General features: G+C 56.4%; 14 protein-coding genes. All 14 read left to right on the top strand.

From position 1 onward, the window contains the following. Nucleotides 1–35: 35 nt before the first annotated feature. The 14 genes from Q3Y58_RS18570 (at nucleotide 36) to Q3Y58_RS18505 (ending at nucleotide 17,229) form a co-directional block, all read left to right on the top strand. Nucleotides 36–323 (top strand): PepSY domain-containing protein, encoded by a 288-nt coding sequence (locus Q3Y58_RS18570; RefSeq protein ID WP_274217238.1) that lies wholly within the window; start codon nucleotides 36–38, stop codon nucleotides 321–323. A gap of 26 nt (nucleotides 324–349) precedes the next feature. Further along, nucleotides 350–1,015: a response regulator transcription factor gene (locus Q3Y58_RS18565; protein ID WP_274217237.1), complete on the top strand. Its 666-nt coding sequence runs from the start codon at nucleotides 350–352 to the stop codon at nucleotides 1,013–1,015. Then, nucleotides 1,008–2,402 carry an ATP-binding protein gene (locus Q3Y58_RS18560; RefSeq protein ID WP_319623299.1) on the top strand — a complete coding sequence of 465 codons (1,395 nt, stop codon included), beginning with the start codon at nucleotides 1,008–1,010 and terminating at the stop codon, nucleotides 2,400–2,402. The genes Q3Y58_RS18565 and Q3Y58_RS18560 overlap by 8 nt, the downstream gene beginning before the upstream one ends. A 184-nt stretch (nucleotides 2,403–2,586) precedes the next feature. After that, entirely contained in the window at nucleotides 2,587–3,012 is a 426-nt protein-coding gene (locus tag Q3Y58_RS18555) for a hypothetical protein (RefSeq protein WP_319623298.1), read from the top strand. 97 nt (nucleotides 3,013–3,109) lie between these two features. Then, nucleotides 3,110–4,513 (top strand): hypothetical protein, encoded by a 1,404-nt coding sequence (locus Q3Y58_RS18550; RefSeq protein ID WP_274217233.1) that lies wholly within the window; start codon nucleotides 3,110–3,112, stop codon nucleotides 4,511–4,513. A 139-nt stretch (nucleotides 4,514–4,652) separates the two neighbouring features. Then, on the top strand, nucleotides 4,653–5,819 hold the full coding sequence (ccmI, locus tag Q3Y58_RS18545) for a c-type cytochrome biogenesis protein CcmI (RefSeq protein WP_319623297.1): 1,167 nt from the start codon (nucleotides 4,653–4,655) through the stop codon (nucleotides 5,817–5,819). A gap of 94 nt (nucleotides 5,820–5,913) precedes the next feature. Next, entirely contained in the window at nucleotides 5,914–6,387 is a 474-nt protein-coding gene (gene ccmE, locus Q3Y58_RS18540) for a cytochrome c maturation protein CcmE (protein ID WP_274217231.1), read from the top strand. Nucleotides 6,388–6,447: 60 nt separating this feature from the next. Continuing rightward, nucleotides 6,448–8,442: a heme lyase CcmF/NrfE family subunit gene (locus Q3Y58_RS18535; protein ID WP_319623296.1), complete on the top strand. Its 1,995-nt coding sequence runs from the start codon at nucleotides 6,448–6,450 to the stop codon at nucleotides 8,440–8,442. A 15-nt stretch (nucleotides 8,443–8,457) separates the two neighbouring features. Beyond that, a complete protein-coding gene (locus Q3Y58_RS18530; RefSeq protein WP_274217229.1) occupies nucleotides 8,458–8,928 on the top strand; it encodes a cytochrome c-type biogenesis protein in 471 nt (156 codons plus the stop codon). A gap of 96 nt (nucleotides 8,929–9,024) precedes the next feature. Then, nucleotides 9,025–10,269, top strand: coding sequence for a bifunctional alpha/beta hydrolase/OsmC family protein (locus tag Q3Y58_RS18525; RefSeq protein ID WP_319623295.1), 1,245 nt, complete (start codon nucleotides 9,025–9,027; stop codon nucleotides 10,267–10,269). A gap of 158 nt (nucleotides 10,270–10,427) precedes the next feature. Next, nucleotides 10,428–11,930, top strand: coding sequence for a Do family serine endopeptidase (locus tag Q3Y58_RS18520; RefSeq protein ID WP_319623294.1), 1,503 nt, complete (start codon nucleotides 10,428–10,430; stop codon nucleotides 11,928–11,930). A gap of 206 nt (nucleotides 11,931–12,136) precedes the next feature. Then, nucleotides 12,137–12,817, top strand: coding sequence for a response regulator transcription factor (locus Q3Y58_RS18515; protein ID WP_274217225.1), 681 nt, complete (start codon nucleotides 12,137–12,139; stop codon nucleotides 12,815–12,817). After that, complete coding sequence (locus Q3Y58_RS18510; protein ID WP_319623293.1) at nucleotides 12,801–14,273, top strand: sensor histidine kinase; 1,473 nt, start codon at nucleotides 12,801–12,803, stop codon at nucleotides 14,271–14,273. The genes Q3Y58_RS18515 and Q3Y58_RS18510 overlap by 17 nt, the downstream gene beginning before the upstream one ends. Then, nucleotides 14,233–17,229: a bifunctional [glutamine synthetase] adenylyltransferase/[glutamine synthetase]-adenylyl-L-tyrosine phosphorylase gene (locus Q3Y58_RS18505; RefSeq protein WP_319623334.1), complete on the top strand. Its 2,997-nt coding sequence runs from the start codon at nucleotides 14,233–14,235 to the stop codon at nucleotides 17,227–17,229. The genes Q3Y58_RS18510 and Q3Y58_RS18505 overlap by 41 nt, the downstream gene beginning before the upstream one ends. Nucleotides 17,230–17,377 lie beyond the last annotated feature (148 nt).

The following is a 17,377-nucleotide window of genomic DNA, read 5'->3' as shown; positions in this document are numbered from 1 at the left end:
TTCATGTTCAGCCAACCTGCATTAAAACAGGGCTCATGATGAAGCTCTGGTTTTTACAACACAAATTGGCGGTGGTCGCGCTGGGCGTTATGCTGGCAGTGCCACTTGCGCCCTCAGCAGTGGCTGCGCAGTGCCTGTCTGCAGGTGAGGCGCGGTCTGCGGTCAACAGCGGGCAGGCTCGCGCGCTGGGATCTCTCGGCATAAGCGGCAAGATCGTGGATGCCAAGCTGTGCCAACAAGGCGGGCGTCTGGTCTACGTTCTTTCCGTTCTTCAGAACGGGCAAGTGCGGCAGATCACCGTTGATGCAAAAACCGGAAGATAAGCCACCGGCGTGGCTGGAGTTATTTCATGCGATTGCTCGTGGTTGAAGACGACCAGGACCTGAACCGTCAGCTTTCTGAAGCATTTGAAGATGCTGGTTATGTGGTCGACAAGGCGTTCGATGGCGAAGAAGGCCATTTCCTCGGAGATACCGAACCCTATGACGCGGTGGTGCTGGACATCGGCCTGCCGCAAATGGATGGCCTGAGTGTTCTGGAACGCTGGCGCCGGGATGGCAGAGCCATGCCGGTGATCATCCTGACCGCTCGTGACCGCTGGAGCGACAAGGTGGCTGGCATTGATGCAGGCGCCGACGATTACGTGGCAAAGCCATTCCACATGGAAGAAGTTCTGGCCCGTGTACGCGCTCTGGTACGCCGCGCCGCAGGCCATGCCTCCAACGAGGTGTCCATTGGCGATGTTGTTCTTGATGTTAAAGCGGGGCGGGTGACCAAAGGCGGCTCTGCCGTCAAGCTGACCTCCCACGAGCTGCGCCTCATCGCCTATCTGATGATGCACAAGGGGCGGGTGATATCGCGAACGGAGCTTGTGGAACATCTTTACGATCAGGACTTCGACAGGGACTCCAACACCATTGAGGTGTTTGTGGGGCGTCTGCGCAAGAAGTTCGGCTCGGATTTCATCGAGACTGTCCGGGGCCTCGGCTATCGCATTCAGGATGAAAATGGCTGAGACACATGCCCCTGAGGTGAAAAAGAAAAGGCGTATGGCGCTGTCCATACGCCTTATTCTCGTTGCGGCCCTGTGGTCTTTCTTCACGCTCATCATTGCAGGCGGTGTGCTGGTCGCGCTCTTTCAAAAGTCGAGCATTGAAGCTTTGGATGATCGGCTGGACGTGCATATGACGTCCATCATTGGTTCCATTGCCAGAAACATGCCGGACAAGCCAGAACGACCAGCCGCGCTGGGCGAAGCCCGGTTCGACCTGCCTTTGAGCGGCTGGTATTGGACCATTCGCGATGCCGCTGACCCCAGTGTGGTGATTTACGACAGTGTGTCCCTGTTTGGTGACAGGCTAGAGTTCGAAGAGCCGGAAAAGCAGGTTGAAAAGCAGTTTTACACCACGGGCCCCGCTGGGCAGCAGCTTAGGGTACAGTGGGACACCATCGGGTTTTCAGATGGGTCAAGCTATCTGATCGCAGTGGCAGGCAGCACCAGTGAAGTGGATCAACGCACCACATCTTTCGCGCAGCTTGCTGCCGCGACGCTGGGCATTTTGGGGCTGGGACTGGTCGCTGCCATCGTGCTTCAGGTGCGCTATGGCTTGTGGCCGGTTACGAACCTGCAGGCCTCTCTGGCAGCAGTGCGGCGCGGCGATGCAGAGGCCATCGACGAAGACCTGCCGCGGGAACTCAAGCCGCTGGCAGAGGAACTCAATGCGCTTATCAAGTCTAATCAGGAGATCGTTGAACGCTCCAGAACCCACGTGGGTAATCTGGCTCATGGGCTTAAAACACCGCTCTCTGTGATCTTGAATGAGGCGCGCAGCGAAGACAGCCGCTTTGCTCACAAGGTGGAAGAGCAAGCCAACCTTATGAAGGATCAGGTGACACACTATCTGGAGCGGGCGCGCATGGCTGCGCAACGCCGGGTGATTGGTGTGTCCTGCGAAGTGGCACCGGTGCTCTCACGCCTCACTCGGGCCATGGAGAAGATCTATCGGGACAAGGATCTGGAGATCGACAGTCACCTGCCTGAGGAGCTGAGATTCCGAGGGGAGCAACCAGATCTGGAAGAAGTTGCCGGGAATCTGATCGACAACGCCTGCAAATGGTGTGACGGGAAAGTCGCAGTTCGCTGTGAATTTGTTGAAATGCAGGGCTCAACACGGGACATGATCCGCCTAACTGTGGAGGACAATGGGCCCGGATTGACTGAGATTCAACGTAAGGAAGCACTGCGAAGGGGCAAGCGACTGGATGAAAGCGTTCCTGGATCGGGACTCGGATTATCGATTATTGTTGATCTTGTAGGCGTTTACGGCGGCAGCTTCGAGCTTGAGGAGAGTAAATTGGGCGGTCTTAAGGCGATCGTTACACTGCCGGGCCTTAAATCCTGAGGGGGCTTGCGCGATTAATCTGGAGCGATAAAGATAAATTCGTCTAGTGATTTTGTTGGGTTGCGTCCTAGTTGCACTTATAGGCATATGCCCCTCAATATGAATTCGGGACTTGAACGGAAAAACAAACCAAACCGTTTTCAGGGTTGGTAGAGCGTAACAGGGGAGCCTTCGGCTGCGCACCATGGTTCGGATCGGCCTGTGCCTTTCAATGTGTCTTGCTCTTGCAAGTTGTGGCACCACGGGATCGGATGATGCTGGGGAAACCAGCATGGTCGGCTTCTGGGCGTCACAGTCTGCTGAAACGCAAGGACAAGAGGCCATAAACGGTATCATCTCTGAAGAGCTGCAGAGCTTGCTTGCTTCACGCGATTTGACGATGGCGGAGAGGGCGCAGACAGCTGCTCTGAATTCTAACGATATTGGCGGTCTTGTTGAATGGACCAGCCGTCGTTCGGAAGCGGAGGGTTCGGTGCGTTCAGGTCCGATTTATTTCGTGAATGAAACCCAATGCCGTGATTACTCTCACGCCATCACCATCGAGCAGCAGAAGATGGTGTTTAATGGCGCTGCATGTAAAACGGGTAAGAATTGGACCCTGTTGAATTAAGAGGGCGCGCCATGTGCGTCCCGGGGATATCTTCCTTTCTTAATCCTTAAGTAATTCGATCAGATTATACTCAATCCAAGTTTCAGGATGAGTGTATATGCCTAATGCACAATTGAAGTCGGAAAAGCTCTCGGAGTTTCTTGGGGGACTGTCGCCCAAGGCCCTTCGCATGCTTGTGCGCTCAATCGAGGCCTCCGAAGCCAAGGGCACGCAGCTGACCAATAGCGCCCTTGTTCTGCCTATGGCCCAAGGGTTGATCCGAAAAACATCCTCCGCACGTCGCATGGGCTACAGGTCTTCGCCCCTACAGCGCGCCGTCTTCTCTCCGTTGCAGCCGTTTTTCATCAATGAGCACATGCCGGTCAAGACTCAAGGTCTGATTGAGCGCGGCTTTCTGGATGGGTTTTGGCGCTATCTGGAAGATGAGCTTCTGAAAAGCGAAATCGAGCAATGTCGGCACGCCATGAAAGGTTGGCATGACGAGCTGGACATGGAGGAAGATGCATTCCTCCAGTCGTTGGCGGCTGAGCTGCGCAAGCAAGTGGTCAAAGCGGCGAAAGAACAGATCAAGGCTGCCGATGCGTCCATGAGCGAGCACCGCAAGCTGCGACGCCGACTGGGCGGGGAGCGGTATCTGGAGGAGCTGGAGGACGCACTCAAGATCTTTGAGGCTTCGGAGCGCCTGCGGGTTCTGATGGACGAGTTACCGCCGCTCGAAAAGGACGAGAACGACCTTTTCAGCATGAAGGCCATCCGTTACCTGAGGGAGTATTTGCAAAAACACCCCGGCGACATCAATTATGTGGCCAGCCTCTTGATCAACCGACGGGGGCAGCAGGCTGCCGCATTGATCGAGCTTGCCATGGACATGTGCAGCTCCCGAGATATTCGGGTGGTTGAGGAAAGCACTTTCAAGCCGCTTGTCTCCCACGCCCTTTGCGAATTTGCCCGCCAGATACAAGGTGTTGAGAACTGGAAGGCAGCTCCGTTCTGCGAGTTGGGCTATCCGGAAGCCCTCAGAGAAGCACTGAAGTCTCTGGAAGACATCTTGCTTTTGACGGATTTCCAAAAAAGCAAGCACTGGTCCCGTGTGTTTGAGCAGACAAGAGCATTCATCACCAAGATGGTGCGTGAGGACATAGAAAACACCATTGGGAGCATGGATGCCGCGCTTGATGAGGCGCGCGCCAAAGGGAGCGGGGAGCGCAAATCTCTGCGCAACGCGATCCGTGTTCTAAAGGTGGGCGATCTTATGCCGGGTTATGCACAAACTCTTGGCTTATCAGAGGCTTCATTGCCGCTGAGCCGCAAGATCGAGCAATACTTTGAAGGCCGAAGCAACAAGCTGCTGTCACAGATTCAGTCTCAGAACTTGCAAGATGATCACAAAGAGGTGCGCGCGTTCGACTGTCTGGTCGCCCTTGGAGAAAATTGTTTTGGAAATGAATACGGTAGCCTGATGATGAAGCGGCGCCGTGCAGCCCAAAAGGCTGCTGCATAACCTAATGAAAAATCTGTAAAAATACCTGTGCGGCAAGGATTGCGTGCTTCTGCTTAAGGTACCATATTGAGCCTGCGACCGCTGGTCGCAGTGTTGGGCATGTTGCCTAAACGCTCACGAGTCTGTCTATTGCACCGCTATGATGTTTTGGATCGTACTAGCCCTTATGACTGCGGCAGTCTCACTGTCCGTGCTTGTCGCCGTTTCTCGTTCTCGCAACAAGCCGGAACGCGAAGACAATGATGTTCTGGTTTTCCGGCAGCAGCTGACTGAAGTCGAAGACGATGCGCGAACTGGTGCGATCTCTCCGGAGATGGCCGAAGCGGCGCGCACTGAGATCTCCCGCCGCTTGCTTGCTGCAAGCCGACAGGCAGAACAGCGCGCAAAGCAAAGCATCAGCCCGGCAAGTGCTATTTGGGTGCGGCTTGCGATTATCGTCTTTCTGCCGCTGTCGGCACTGGCACTTTACTTTTACGTGGGGGCCCCGGGCGTGCCGGATCAACCGCTGGCGGAGCGTCTTGCTCAGATCCAGCGTGAACCCAATCTGGAACAGTTGATTACCCGAACCGAAGAGCATCTGGTCGCCAACCCGGATGATGCGCAGGGCTGGCTTGTACTTGCACCGGTTTATTCCCGCATTGGCGCCTATGATAAGGCACAGGCGGCCTATGGCGAGGCCATTCGCATCATTGGACCTAATCCTGAACTGGAATTGGCGCGGGCGGAAAACATGATTTTTGCCGCGCAAGGCCAGATCAGCGCGGAAGCGGAAGCCATGATGCAGCGTGCAAGCGCCGCCGCCCCAGACCAGATCAAACCGAAATTCTACCTTGCGCTTGCGCTTGGCCAGCGTCAGGAAAACGAGGCGGCCATTGCCGCTTGGACCGCGTTGCTTGAAGAAGCGGATGAAAACGAGCCGTGGGTGCCCGTAGCACAGGCACAGCTGAACGAGTTGCGCGGCCAAACCAACGAGCCGCAGTCATCCGCCGTGGCAATCGCGCCAGCACCACAGGAAGGCGCTGATACACTTTCCGGACCGAGCGCGGAAGAAATCGCCGCAGCTCAGGAAATGACCGCTGAAGACCGTCAGGCCATGATCCGTGGCATGGTAGAAGGGCTTGAACTGCGCCTGACTGAAGATGGAGGGTCCGCCGCTGAGTGGGGCCGTCTGGTGCGGTCTCTCATCGTTATTGGCGAAGAGGGCAAGGCTCAGGAAATGCTGCTGGCAGCACGTGAGGACCTGAAAGCAGATCAGGGCGGGCTGGAGCAATTGGACGCATTGGCTCTGACACTGGGCTTGAACTAAGAATAGTTCTAAATAGATTGGTACGGCCCCGTGTGGGCACCGGGCATGAGAGGCATGGCTGCGGGTTGAAAGGCAGCCTAACTTATTGAGAGCGATGACGAGAAAACAAAGACGGTTAACGCTGATTGGTCTGGCGGGCGTTGTGTTGGCCACAGCGGCTGGGTTGGTGCTTTATGCGCTGAACGATCAGATTGTGTTCTTCCAGAGCCCCTCTGATATTGCAGAGAACCAGATCCCAGCAGGAGAGCGCATTCGCTTGGGTGGTCTCGTCAAGGACGGCTCCGTCGTGCAAGGCGACAACGCGCAAGTGTCATTCATCGTGACAGATGAAGTCGAGACCGTTGCCGTGTCCTATACCGGCCTGTTGCCGGATCTGTTCCGCGAAGGGCAGGGTATCGTGGCTGAAGGGTACATTGACCCGAACGGCGTGTTTCAGGCCGATCAGGTTCTTGCCAAGCACGATGAGAACTACATTCCAAAAGAAGTAAAGCAGGCCCTTGAAGATAGCGGACACTGGATGGAAGAGGAACAAGGCGCAGCCAGTTATGGCAGCAGCAAGTCCTACTAAGCCATTTTCCGGCCCTCACAAGGCCGCCGTGACCGTTCTGAGTGAAGACAAGGAATTGAGATGATTATTGAAATTGGGCACTTTGCTCTGATCTTGGCGCTCATCGCCTCAGTGGTTCAAAGTGTGTTTCCGGTTTGGGGGGCACTGAAGAACGATCAGCGCATGATGGCAGTGGCACCCCCACTGGCCAATGCCCAGTTTGTTTTGGTTCTCATTTCCTTCGCAGCACTTACCCATGCTTACCTGACCTCGGATTTCTCGGTGCTCAACGTGATCGAGAACTCTCACTCAGACAAGCCGCTGATCTATAAGTTCTCAGGGGTTTGGGGCAACCATGAAGGCTCGATCCTGCTCTGGGTTTTGATCCTTGTGCTGTTTGGCGCACTGGTGGCGGCATTCAGCCGAAACCTGCCGACACAGCTGCGCGCAGCGACACTCGGGGCGCAAGGCTGGGTCAGCTTTGCCTTCCTGATCTTCGTGGTTTTCACCTCAAACCCGTTCTTGCGCGTGGCTCCGGCCCCCATGGAAGGCCGCGACCTTAACCCGATGTTGCAGGACATTGGCCTCGCCATCCACCCGCCGCTGCTTTACGTCGGCTATGTGGGCTTTTCCATTGTCTTTTCCTTCGCCATTGCTGCGCTGCTCATTGGCCGTATCGACGCTGCGTGGGCCCGTTGGGTGCGCCCGTGGGTGCTCGTCTCATGGATTTTTCTGACCCTCGGCATCGCCATGGGCTCTTACTGGGCCTATTATGAGCTAGGCTGGGGCGGCTGGTGGTTCTGGGACCCGGTCGAGAACGCCTCCTTCATGCCGTGGCTCACAGGTACGGCGCTGCTGCACTCTGCCATCGTCATGGAAAAGCGTGATGCGTTGAAGGTCTGGACCATTTTCCTGGCACTGCTGACCTTCTCGCTGTCCCTTCTGGGTACCTTCCTCGTACGCTCCGGTGTTCTCACATCCGTTCACGCGTTCGCCGTAGATCCCGCCCGCGGGCTCTTCATCCTTGGCATCCTGATGGTGTTCGTCGGTGGATCTTTGACGTTGTTTGCATGGCGTGCCCCGCTCCTGAAGACGGGTGGCTTGTTCGCACCGGTAAGCCGTGAAGGGGCGTTGGTGCTCAACAACCTGTTCCTGACAACGGCAACGGCTGCCGTGTTCTTCGGCACGCTCTACCCGCTAGCACTTGAAGCCTTCACAGGCGAGAAAATTTCTGTTGGACCTCCGTTCTTCAACCTGACCTTCGGGCCTTTGATGATCCCGGTGTTGCTCATGATGCCATTTGGTCAGCTTTTGGCTTGGAAGCGCGGGGACGCGTGGGGGGTAACCCAGCGCCTGACCGGGGCGTTCTTCGTGACACTTGTTGCAACCTGTCTTCTGGCTTGGGTCATGGGTGGGACAGGCATTCTGGCTGCCCTCGGCTTCGGCGTATCGTTCTGGGTGATCTTTGGTTCTGTGTGGGAGATCGTGGACCGCGTAAAACCGCGCAAGGTGGGCCTCAAGAAGGCTTGGAGCCGTTTCGTTGGCCTTCCCAAGACCGTCTATGCAACGTCGCTTGGCCACTTGGGCATTGGTTTGACGGCGCTTGGCATCGTGACTGTTTCGGCATTTGAGACCGAGACCGTACTCACCATGCAAACCGGCCAGACCCAGCAAGTCTCCGGCTACTCCATGACCTATGATCGAACATGGGATCAGCGGGGGCCGAATTTTGTGGAGCGCGTGGCACAGTTCACGCTCCGCCAGGATGGCAATGTGGCAGCAACCATGCTGCCCTCAAAGCGTGTTTACAATGTCAGTGGGCAGCCCATGACAGAAGCCGCGCTCTACACCTCTGGCTTCTCACAGGTCTACATTTCCATTGGCGACAACATGGATGACGGCTCACTCGTAACCCGTGTTTACTACAAGCCGCTGATTACCTTGATCTGGATCGGGACACTGGTGATGTCGCTGGGTGGCTTTATCGCGCTGATTGACCGCAAGCTCCATGTGGGCGCTCCCCAGCCGGCCCGCAAAGCGGTCAAGCGCCCTGTCGCAGCAACCCCGGCCGAATAGAGGAAGCCAGTGACCATGAAGATACTTCTGCGCACTCTGGCTGTTTTGGCGGTACTGGCAACACCAAGCTGGGCCGTCAATCCGGATGAGGTTCTGGACGACCCCGCATTGGAGCAGCGGGCGAGGGACCTTTCCGCGGAGATCCGCTGTGTGGTCTGCCAGAACCAGTCCATCGACGATTCAAACGCACAGCTTGCGAAAGACTTGCGTTTGTTGGTTCGAGAGCGCCTTCAAGAAGGCGATAGCGACGAGGAAGTTCTGAACTATCTGGTGGACCGCTACGGCGAGTTTGTACTCATGAAGCCGCGCTTTGCCCCGCATACATGGCTTTTGTGGGCAGGTGGCCCGTTGATCCTTCTGGTCGGCGGTGCTGTGATCTTTTTCAGCTTGCGCAAACGGCGCAAGCTGCTGGAAAAAGAGATTGTTCCGCCACCCTTGAGCAAAAAGGAAAAGGAAGAGCTTGAAGCGCTTTTCAAGGAAGAGTGAACCGCTTCTGCGATTTCGTGTTGATTACACCCTTTCAATCTGGAGTATCTCTCTTAACTGTTAAGCCGCAGGCTCGGATCAGAACTGGAGAGAACAATGGATGTGAAGCCAATCAAGCTGAGTTTTAAAGGATCCTCTGGCGCTGAGCTGTCCGCTCGGTTGGACTTGCCTGCGGGTGCCGTGCGCGCCTATGCCCTGTTTGCGCACTGCTTTACTTGCTCAAAGGATATCTCTGCTGCGCGCCGGATTGCGCAAGCGCTCACCAATGACGGCATCGCAGTCCTGCGCTTTGACTTTACCGGGCTTGGCGGCAGTGGAGGGGATTTTGCCTCATCCAACTTTTCCAGCAATCTTCAGGATCTTCTTCTGGCTGCAGACTACATGCGCCAGAACTTCGAAGCTCCAAAGCTTCTTGTCGGTCATTCCCTTGGCGGCGCGGCAGTTCTTGCCGTTGCAAAGGAAATCCCGGAGGTTACAGCGGTTGCGACCATTGGGGCGCCCTCAACGGCAGATCATGTGCTGCATAACTTCCACGTGGCGCTCGATACCATCCGAGAGCACGGCGAGGCGACTGTCGATCTGGCCGGACGACCATTCAAGATCAAAAAACAGTTTGTAGACGATCTGGAACAACAAGATGTGCGCGGCCGTATTGGCGAGCTGAAGAAGGCCGTTCTTGTGCTCCATTCGCCTCTGGATGAAACGGTCGGCATCGACAACGCCAGTGAGATCTTCGTTGCGGCCAAACATCCGAAAAGTTTCGTCTCTCTTGATAATGCAGACCACTTGCTCACCAAGCCAGAAGATGCCGATTATGCGGCACGGGTGATTGCGGGCTGGGCCTGCCGCTACATTGATGACACGACCGAAAAGGTTGTGACTGATGCACCCGTGAATGCGGTTGTTGAGGAAACGGGGCTCGGCAAGTTCCAGAACATGGTGAAGGTTGGGCCGCATCGCATGATTGCAGATGAACCTGAATCCGTTGGCGGGTTGGACAGTGGCCCATCTCCCTATGACTTTGTCAGCGTGGCGTTGGCAAGCTGCACGTCCATGACCCTTCGAATTTATGCCGGTTTCAAGAAAATTGATCTGGGTCGCGTTCGCGTTGAAGTCGCTCATCAAAAGCTGCCTGCTGACCACTGCGGGGACTGCGGTGCGGTCGCAGAAGGCAAAGCAGGCAAGATTGACCGGTTTGAGCGCACCATTCATGTGGAAGGTGAGCTGGACGAAGAAACAAAGACAAAGCTGCTAGAAATCGCTGATAAATGCCCAGTTCACAGAACACTGGAAAGCAGCGCTGCGGTGATTACCAAGATCGCAGAACCGCAATCTGCGTAATGGTCCTGCGGAATATTACAGAAGCTTAATCTGGCAGATAGGTCTCTGTAAGGTTCGCGAGTTCATTTTGTAGATCAAGATGAAGAGAGACGCCTTCGCTCCGCTCCCCAGGGCGCTCTCTTTCCCCCAATTGTGACTGACCAACAGAAGTGAATTCAATGAAACTTGCAAATTCCAAAGCTTCCCTTCGTTCCAGACTCCTGACCGGTGCTGTCGCTTTCGCTGTTACCGGTGCGATTGCTGCGCCACTCGCCATGAACAGCGCGCCTGCGTTTGCAGACCCGGTTCGCGTTGAGGCGCCTGCAATTGCAAACTTCTCGCCTGTTGTAGAAGCCGTGCAGCCCGCTGTGGTCAGTGTGCGCGTCCGCACTGAAATTCAGCAGTCTTCTGTTCGTGGCGGCATTCCGCCCATGTTCCGCGATTTGCCGAAGAACCATCCGTTCCGCCACTTCTTTGACGAGTTCGGTGGTGGGCGTGATGGGGACCAGGAACAACGCCGTGCCCCGCGCTACGGTCAGTCTCAAGGCTCTGGCTTTTTCATCTCTGAAGACGGTTTTCTGGTCACCAACGAACACGTTGTTGGCGATGGAACCGAGTTCACCGTGGTAACGGATGACGGTGAAGAATATGAAGCCACCTTGGTCGGCTCCGATGAGCGTTCGGACCTTGCGCTTCTCAAGGTTGATGCTGACAAGGAGTTCACCTATGTCGCGTTTGCCGACACGCCGCCGCTGGTTGGCGAGTGGGTTGTTGCCGTGGGTAACCCATTCGGCCTTGGCGGCACAGTAACCGCAGGCATCGTCTCCGCACGTGGCCGTGATATCGGCGCAAGTCTTTACGACGACTTCATCCAGATCGACGCTTCTGTGAACCGCGGCAACTCAGGTGGCCCGGCCTTCAACATCAATGGTGAAGTGATTGGCGTCAACTCTGCCATCATCTCTCCAAGCGGCGGCAATGTGGGCATTGCATTCGCAATTCCGGCCTCCACCGCAAGCAAGATCATTCAGGATCTGAAGGAAGATGGGTCAGTGACCCGCGGCTGGCTCGGAGTTCAAATCCAGCCGGTGACTGAAGACATCGCTGAGTCTCTTGGCCTTGAAAGCACCGATGGCACATTGGTTGCCGAAACCCAGCCGGATACGCCCGCAGCGGTTGCGGGACTTGAGGCTGGCGACGTGATCTTGAAGGTTGATGGCAAGGAAGTGAACGGCCCACGTGAGCTTGCCCGAACCATTGCCGAGTACCGTCCAGAGTCCGAAGTTGTGATCGAATACTGGCGCAATGGCGAGATTCAGGAGAAGACCGTAAAGCTTGGCATCTTCCCGCAAGATGAGAGTGTTGCTTCCGCCGAAACGAGCAAGGACACCAAGACGGCACTTGTCGATAGTCTGGGCATTGAGCTTGCAACGGCTAAAGAAGCTGGTCTGGAAGGCGAGGGTGTTGTCATCACCCGCGTTGAGCCTGACAGTCCTGCTGCCGAAAAGGGTTTGCGCCAAGGCGCAATCATTACCGCAGTCGCTGGTCATCCTGTCTCTACTCCTGCTGATGTTGCCGAGCAGGTAGAGGCCGCCAGAGAACAAGGCCGTAAAGCCGTTCTCCTGCGTGTGACAAGCAATGAAAACACATTGTTTGTGGCAATCCCTTTTGAGGATGCCTGATCAGCATTGCTCAGGGTCGGCTCTTTAGGCCCCGACACAACAGAAGAGCCGACCCACTCAAGGAAAACACCTGCGTCCACTCAGGTGTTTTCCTCTTTCCTATCTGATGCGCAGAGATCTGCCGGGTCTATCAACTCAATAATAAAATCAAGCTGTTTTCCCGAGAAAGGTGTGGTGCTATGACTCCCCCAAAGGACCTTTGCCCTATGAAAATCCTGATCATCGAAGACGACATACAAGCCGCGCAATATCTCGTAAAGGCGCTCAAGGAAGCAGGACATAATCCCGATCATGCCGCTGATGGGGAAGCCGGGCTAGAGTTTGCGCTCGCCCAGACCTGGGATGTTCTGGTGGTAGACCGCATGCTGCCAAAGCGCGATGGCCTTTCCATCATTGAAGAGCTGCGGGCCTCTGGTGACCATACGCCGGTTCTCATTCTTTCAGCGCTTTCTCAGGTAGATGACAGAGTAGAAGGCCTCCGGGCAGGTGGTGACGATTATTTGCCAAAGCCCTATGCCTTTTCCGAGTTGTTGGCGCGCGTTGAAGCGCTTGGCCGCCGACAGAGTGCGGGTCAGGTGGAAACGCAGCTCAAGGTAGGCGATCTGGTGCTCGACAGACTGGCCCATAGCGTCACCCGTGCCGGTCAGCCCATCGTCCTTCAACCTCGCGAATTTCGTCTGCTCGAGTACCTGATGAAACACGCCGGACAGGTGGTGACCCGCACCATGCTCTTGGAAAATGTCTGGGACTATCATTTCGATCCGCAGACCAATGTGATTGACGTTCACATCTCACGTCTGCGTTCAAAGATCGACAAGGGCTTCGAGGTGCCGCTCCTTCACACAATACGCGGGGCAGGGTATTCCATCCGTGACGGCGCTCGGTAGACTGGTAAAAACCACCGCATTCAAACTGTCCATGATCACCATTCTGGTGTTCATCGGGCTGTCCTTGTCCATGTTCCTGTTCATCTCCAAGAACACAGATGACCTGATGCGAGATCAGGTTATCCAAACGGTGGATGCAGACGTCAACGGGCTGACCGAGCCCTATGCATTTGGCGGCATCACCGGCCTTGCTCAAGCCATTGAACGGCGCGTGCGTCAGCCCAACGCAAACCTCTACCTTCTCGTGGACTTTGCGGGCAACCTCATCTCCGGCAACATTTCCCACCTTCCCACCGCCGTACTGGACAAGGCCGACGGTGAAATCCACGTGGTCAATTATCAGCGCCTCAACGAGCGGAGTGATGAGAACGCCCGTGGGCAGGAGAAGAGCTACAACGCTGTCGTGCGGGTCTTTAAGCTGCCGGGTAATTTCCGTCTTCTCGTCGGCCGAGATCTGGAAGAGCAGGACCGGCTTCATGGCCTTTTGGGAGATGCGCTCAAGCTCTGGCTTGTCGGCATGGTCGTGCTTGCTGCGGCCATCTGGTTCTTCATCAGCCGCCGCATGCTTGCCCGAATGGACGGCATCACCAAGAGCAGTCAGCAGATCATGGCGGGCAATCTGTCCCGGCGCATCGAGGTAACAGGCAGCGGCGACGAATTCGACCGCCTCGCCATCAGTCTCAACCAGATGCTGGAACGCATTGAAGAGCTGCTCCGGGGGCTTAAGGATGTTTCCGACAACATTGCCCATGATCTGAAAACGCCGCTCACCCGCATGCGTGGCCGCGTGGAAGGTGCGCTTCGTGATCACAAGGACGAAGCGGGCCTGCGTGGTGCGCTGGAAGAGACGCTCGTTGAAACCGATGAGCTTATCAATACGTTCAATGCTCTGCTGAGAATCGCCCGAGTAGAGGCGGGTTCTGAAGGCGTGAAAATGGAGAACCTGCCGCTCTCGAGTGTGGCAGAAGACCTTTGCGAGCTTTATGAGCCTGTTGCCGAAGATCAGGGTGTAGTCTTCCACAGTTCAATCGACACGGGTACCGTGGTCCTTGGCGATCGCCAGCTGCTGTCTCAGGCCGTTGCCAACCTTATTGAAAATGCCCTGAAGTACGGTGGATCTATCGACGAGGCCAAGCCATCTGAAGTCAACGTAAGCCTGTATTCACGGGATCAAACAGCGGTGCTTGAGGTGGCCGACAACGGGACCGGCATTCCGGAAGACGAGCGCGAGCGGGTCTGCGAACGCTTCGTGCGGCTTGACCATAGCCGCACCGAGCCGGGGTCAGGGTTGGGTCTGGCCTTGATTAAAGCCGTAGCTGGGGTCCATCATGGCGAGTTGGAGCTTGCCAGTGGTAACCCGGGCCTGATCGCACGTTTGGTCTTGCCACTGGCCCGGGAGAGTACCAGTGGTGGAGATGACGGTGGCCAAAGAGAACTCAGTAGCGCACCCTCTTGAGGATCAATCCTGTCTGGCTGAGCGTCTTGAGGTGATACCCGTCGCTGATGACACGCGACTGGCAGAAGCGCATTGGAAGGATGTTGAGCTCGCCCTTGAAAAGGCCGGGATCGCCGAAGCTTTTCAGAGCGCTTGCGACGAGTATCCAAAGCTGAAGTCCTTTCTCACGGGCGTGTTCGTCAACTCTCCATTTTTGAAGGAGATTTCCTTGAGGGACGTGGAGCGTCTTCTGCGCATCCTCACTTCTTCTCCCGAAGCGATAATTACCGATCTCTGCCTGCATGATGCCTATGACCATGCAACGAGTGAAGCCGACCTCATGCGGGTCCTGCGCCTTGCCAAGCAGGAGCTGGCCTTGACCACCGCCTTGGCAGACCTGGGCGGCGTTTGGCCACTGGAAATGGTGACGGGCGCGTTGTCCGATTTTGCCGACGTCTCACTTAACGCCTGCATTCGCTTGTGCTACCGCGATCTTCAGGCCCGCAGCAGGTTTGAACCTGTCCATGCAGATCGCCCCGAGAAGGACGCTGGCTTTTTCATTCTTGCCATGGGCAAGCACGGTGCAGGGGAGCTGAACTACTCCTCAGACATTGACCTCATTGTCTTCTATGAGCCAGAGCTCAGTCGCTTGCAGGGCAATGCGGAGCCGCCGGTTGAGTATGTGCGCATGACCCGCCGCATCGTGAAGATGATGAGCGAACGCACAGGGGATGGCTATGTATTCCGTACCGATCTTCGGCTAAGGCCCGACCCGGGCGCTACGCCGCTTGCGATCTCGGTTCCCGCCGCGCTGGTTTACTACGAGAGCCTGGGTCAGAACTGGGAGCGTGCCGCCCTCATCAAGGCCCGCCCCTGCGCCGGCGACGTGGCCGCTGGCGAGATCTTCCTGAAGGAAATTCGTCCCTTCATCTGGCGCAAGTATCTGGACTACGCCGCAATCTCCGATGTCCATTCGATCAAGCGGCAGATCCATGCCCACAAAGGCTTCGGAAAGATCACCGTGGCTGGCCACAATGTGAAACTGGGTCGTGGTGGCATTCGTGAAGTGGAGTTCTTTGCCCAGACCCAGCAGCTCATTGCCGGGGGGAGAAATCCGGACCTGCGCACGCGTCAGACGTTGGTGACCCTTCAGGGGCTGGTGGAGCACGGCTGGATTGATCCAAGCGCCTGCGAAGAACTTGCAGAGGCCTACACGTTCCTGCGCAATGTTGAACACCGCATCCAGATGGTGAACGATGAGCAGACACATATTCTGCCAACGGACCCAGACGCGCTGGCGCGGGTTTACAAGCTATTGGGCTTGGCAACCCTGGAAGAGTTTACAGAAGCGCTCCTGAAGCGATTCAACACCGTTCAGGACCACTATTCAGCCCTGTTTGAGCATGAACCGGAGTTGACCGACAGTCTCGGCAATCTGGTCTTCACCGGGGACAGCGATGATCCGGATACGGTCGCAACGCTGGAGCGTCTCGGCTTCAAGCGCCCATCAGAGGCCATTCGCATCATTCGTGAATGGCACTATGGCCGCTATCCAGCCATGCGGACCGCCAAATCCCGTGAGCGCCTTACCGAACTGCACCCGGTCCTTCTTGATGCCCTTGCAAAGACGGACAACGCAGATAGCGCACTACTGAGTTTCAACGCGTTCCTGTCCAAGTTGCCTGCAGGTGTCCAGCTTTTTGGCCTGCTGCGTTCCAATCCCCATCTGTTGAACCTGCTCGCCACCGTCATGGGCTCGGCGCCGCGCATGGCAGAGATCGTCTCCCGCCGGGTTCACGTGCTCGACGCTGTGCTTGATCCAGCCTTCTTTGGCGATGTGCCCACACAGGCCCAGATCGTCTCCGGCCTTGAAACCACCTTGGGGCAGGCACGGTTCTACGAGGAAGCTTTGGACCGGGCACGTATCTTCGTTCAGGAGCAGCAGTTTCTCCTCGGCCTGCGCCTCCTTACGGACAGCATCACACCTTTGCAGATGGGAGAATGCCTGTCCTATCTGGCGCAGGCGGTGTTGCAGCAAATGCTTGCCCGTGTTCAAGCCGAACTGGAAGAAACCCACGGCCAGCTCCCGGGTGCCGAAGTAGCCCTGCTTGCCATGGGCAAGCTGGGTGGGCGCGAAATCACCTGCAGTTCCGACCTCGATCTTATTCTGCTTTATGAGGTGCCAGAGGAGGTCTACGAGAGCGATGGAGGCCGACCGCTTGCGCCAAGTCAGTATTTTGGCCGTCTCACGCAGCGGCTTGTGAGCGCGCTCACAGCACCAACGGCAGAAGGGGTTCTGTTCGAAGTTGATTTTCGACTGCGTCCTTCTGGAAACTCCGGCCCCCTTGCCACGAGGTTCTCCGCATTCACGGAGTACCAGCAAAAGGAAGCCTGGACCTGGGAACACATGGCGCTGACCCGCGCCCGCGTGATTGCGTCAAACTCAGACAGTTTTTCCATGCGGATCGAGCGCGGCATAGAGGACATCAAGTCCGGTGCCCGTGACCTTGACAAACTGCGCAAGGATGTCTGTGAGATGCGTGCGCGCATCCAGAAGGAAAAGCCTGCCAAGTGCCCTTGGGATCTGAAGCAGGTCTCTGGCGGTCTGGTAGACATTGAGTTCATCGCACAGTACCTGCAGCTTGCGCACGGCAAAGATCATCCGCAGGTCCTAAAGCAGAAAACCGAGCAGGCGTTGCAGGCCGCTGTCTCGGCAGGTGTTTTGGACCAAGGCCATGCGGATGTGCTTGTGCCACAACTGCGTCTCTACGAGGCCCTGACGCAAATCTTGAAGCTCACCCTCTCAGGCAAGTTCGACCCGAACACAGCCCCAAGGGGCATGCTGGACCTGCTGGTCATGGCGGGCGGGGAGCCTACCTTCGAGCGGCTGACCCGCCTTCTGGAAGATCAGCAAGTCGAAGTGCGCCGGTGCTTTGAAGATATCATTGGGCCCGTCACATTGGCGGCCGCCGGTTAAACAACAAAAGGCCAGCTCGAAAGCTGGCCTCAGATTGATGACAAACCCCGTCATATTTTTGGCGGGGTTTTCGTTTTTTAGGTCTGCGGCGCGGCCTAAAACTACCCCTTGCGACTTACGCCGCCGTAGCTTGTGTTTTGGTGTTCAT

This window comes from Nesiotobacter zosterae (genome assembly GCF_033843645.1).
Taxonomy (GTDB): Bacteria; Pseudomonadota; Alphaproteobacteria; order Rhizobiales; family Stappiaceae; genus Pseudovibrio; species Pseudovibrio zosterae.
This window is presented reverse-complemented; position numbering and strand designations above follow the sequence as displayed.

Excerpts from the sequence above, each read along its gene's own strand:
- Q3Y58_RS18550 (WP_274217233.1), top strand. The coding sequence starts at position 3,110 with ATGCCTAATGCACAATTGAAGTCGGAAAAGCTCTCGGAGTTTCTTGGG.
- Q3Y58_RS18570 (WP_274217238.1), top strand. The coding sequence starts at position 36 with ATGATGAAGCTCTGGTTTTTACAACACAAATTGGCGGTGGTCGCGCTG.
- Q3Y58_RS18520 (WP_319623294.1), top strand. The coding sequence starts at position 10,428 with ATGAAACTTGCAAATTCCAAAGCTTCCCTTCGTTCCAGACTCCTGACC.
- ccmI (WP_319623297.1), top strand. The coding sequence starts at position 4,653 with ATGATGTTTTGGATCGTACTAGCCCTTATGACTGCGGCAGTCTCACTG.
- Q3Y58_RS18505 (WP_319623334.1), top strand. The coding sequence starts at position 14,233 with ATGACGGTGGCCAAAGAGAACTCAGTAGCGCACCCTCTTGAGGATCAA.
- Q3Y58_RS18565 (WP_274217237.1), top strand. The coding sequence starts at position 350 with ATGCGATTGCTCGTGGTTGAAGACGACCAGGACCTGAACCGTCAGCTT.
- Q3Y58_RS18535 (WP_319623296.1), top strand. The coding sequence starts at position 6,448 with ATGATTATTGAAATTGGGCACTTTGCTCTGATCTTGGCGCTCATCGCC.
- Q3Y58_RS18525 (WP_319623295.1), top strand. The coding sequence starts at position 9,025 with ATGGATGTGAAGCCAATCAAGCTGAGTTTTAAAGGATCCTCTGGCGCT.
- Q3Y58_RS18530 (WP_274217229.1), top strand. The coding sequence starts at position 8,458 with ATGAAGATACTTCTGCGCACTCTGGCTGTTTTGGCGGTACTGGCAACA.
- Q3Y58_RS18515 (WP_274217225.1), top strand. The coding sequence starts at position 12,137 with ATGAAAATCCTGATCATCGAAGACGACATACAAGCCGCGCAATATCTC.
- ccmE (WP_274217231.1), top strand. The coding sequence starts at position 5,914 with ATGACGAGAAAACAAAGACGGTTAACGCTGATTGGTCTGGCGGGCGTT.
- Q3Y58_RS18555 (WP_319623298.1), top strand. The coding sequence starts at position 2,587 with ATGGTTCGGATCGGCCTGTGCCTTTCAATGTGTCTTGCTCTTGCAAGT.
- Q3Y58_RS18560 (WP_319623299.1), top strand. The coding sequence starts at position 1,008 with ATGGCTGAGACACATGCCCCTGAGGTGAAAAAGAAAAGGCGTATGGCG.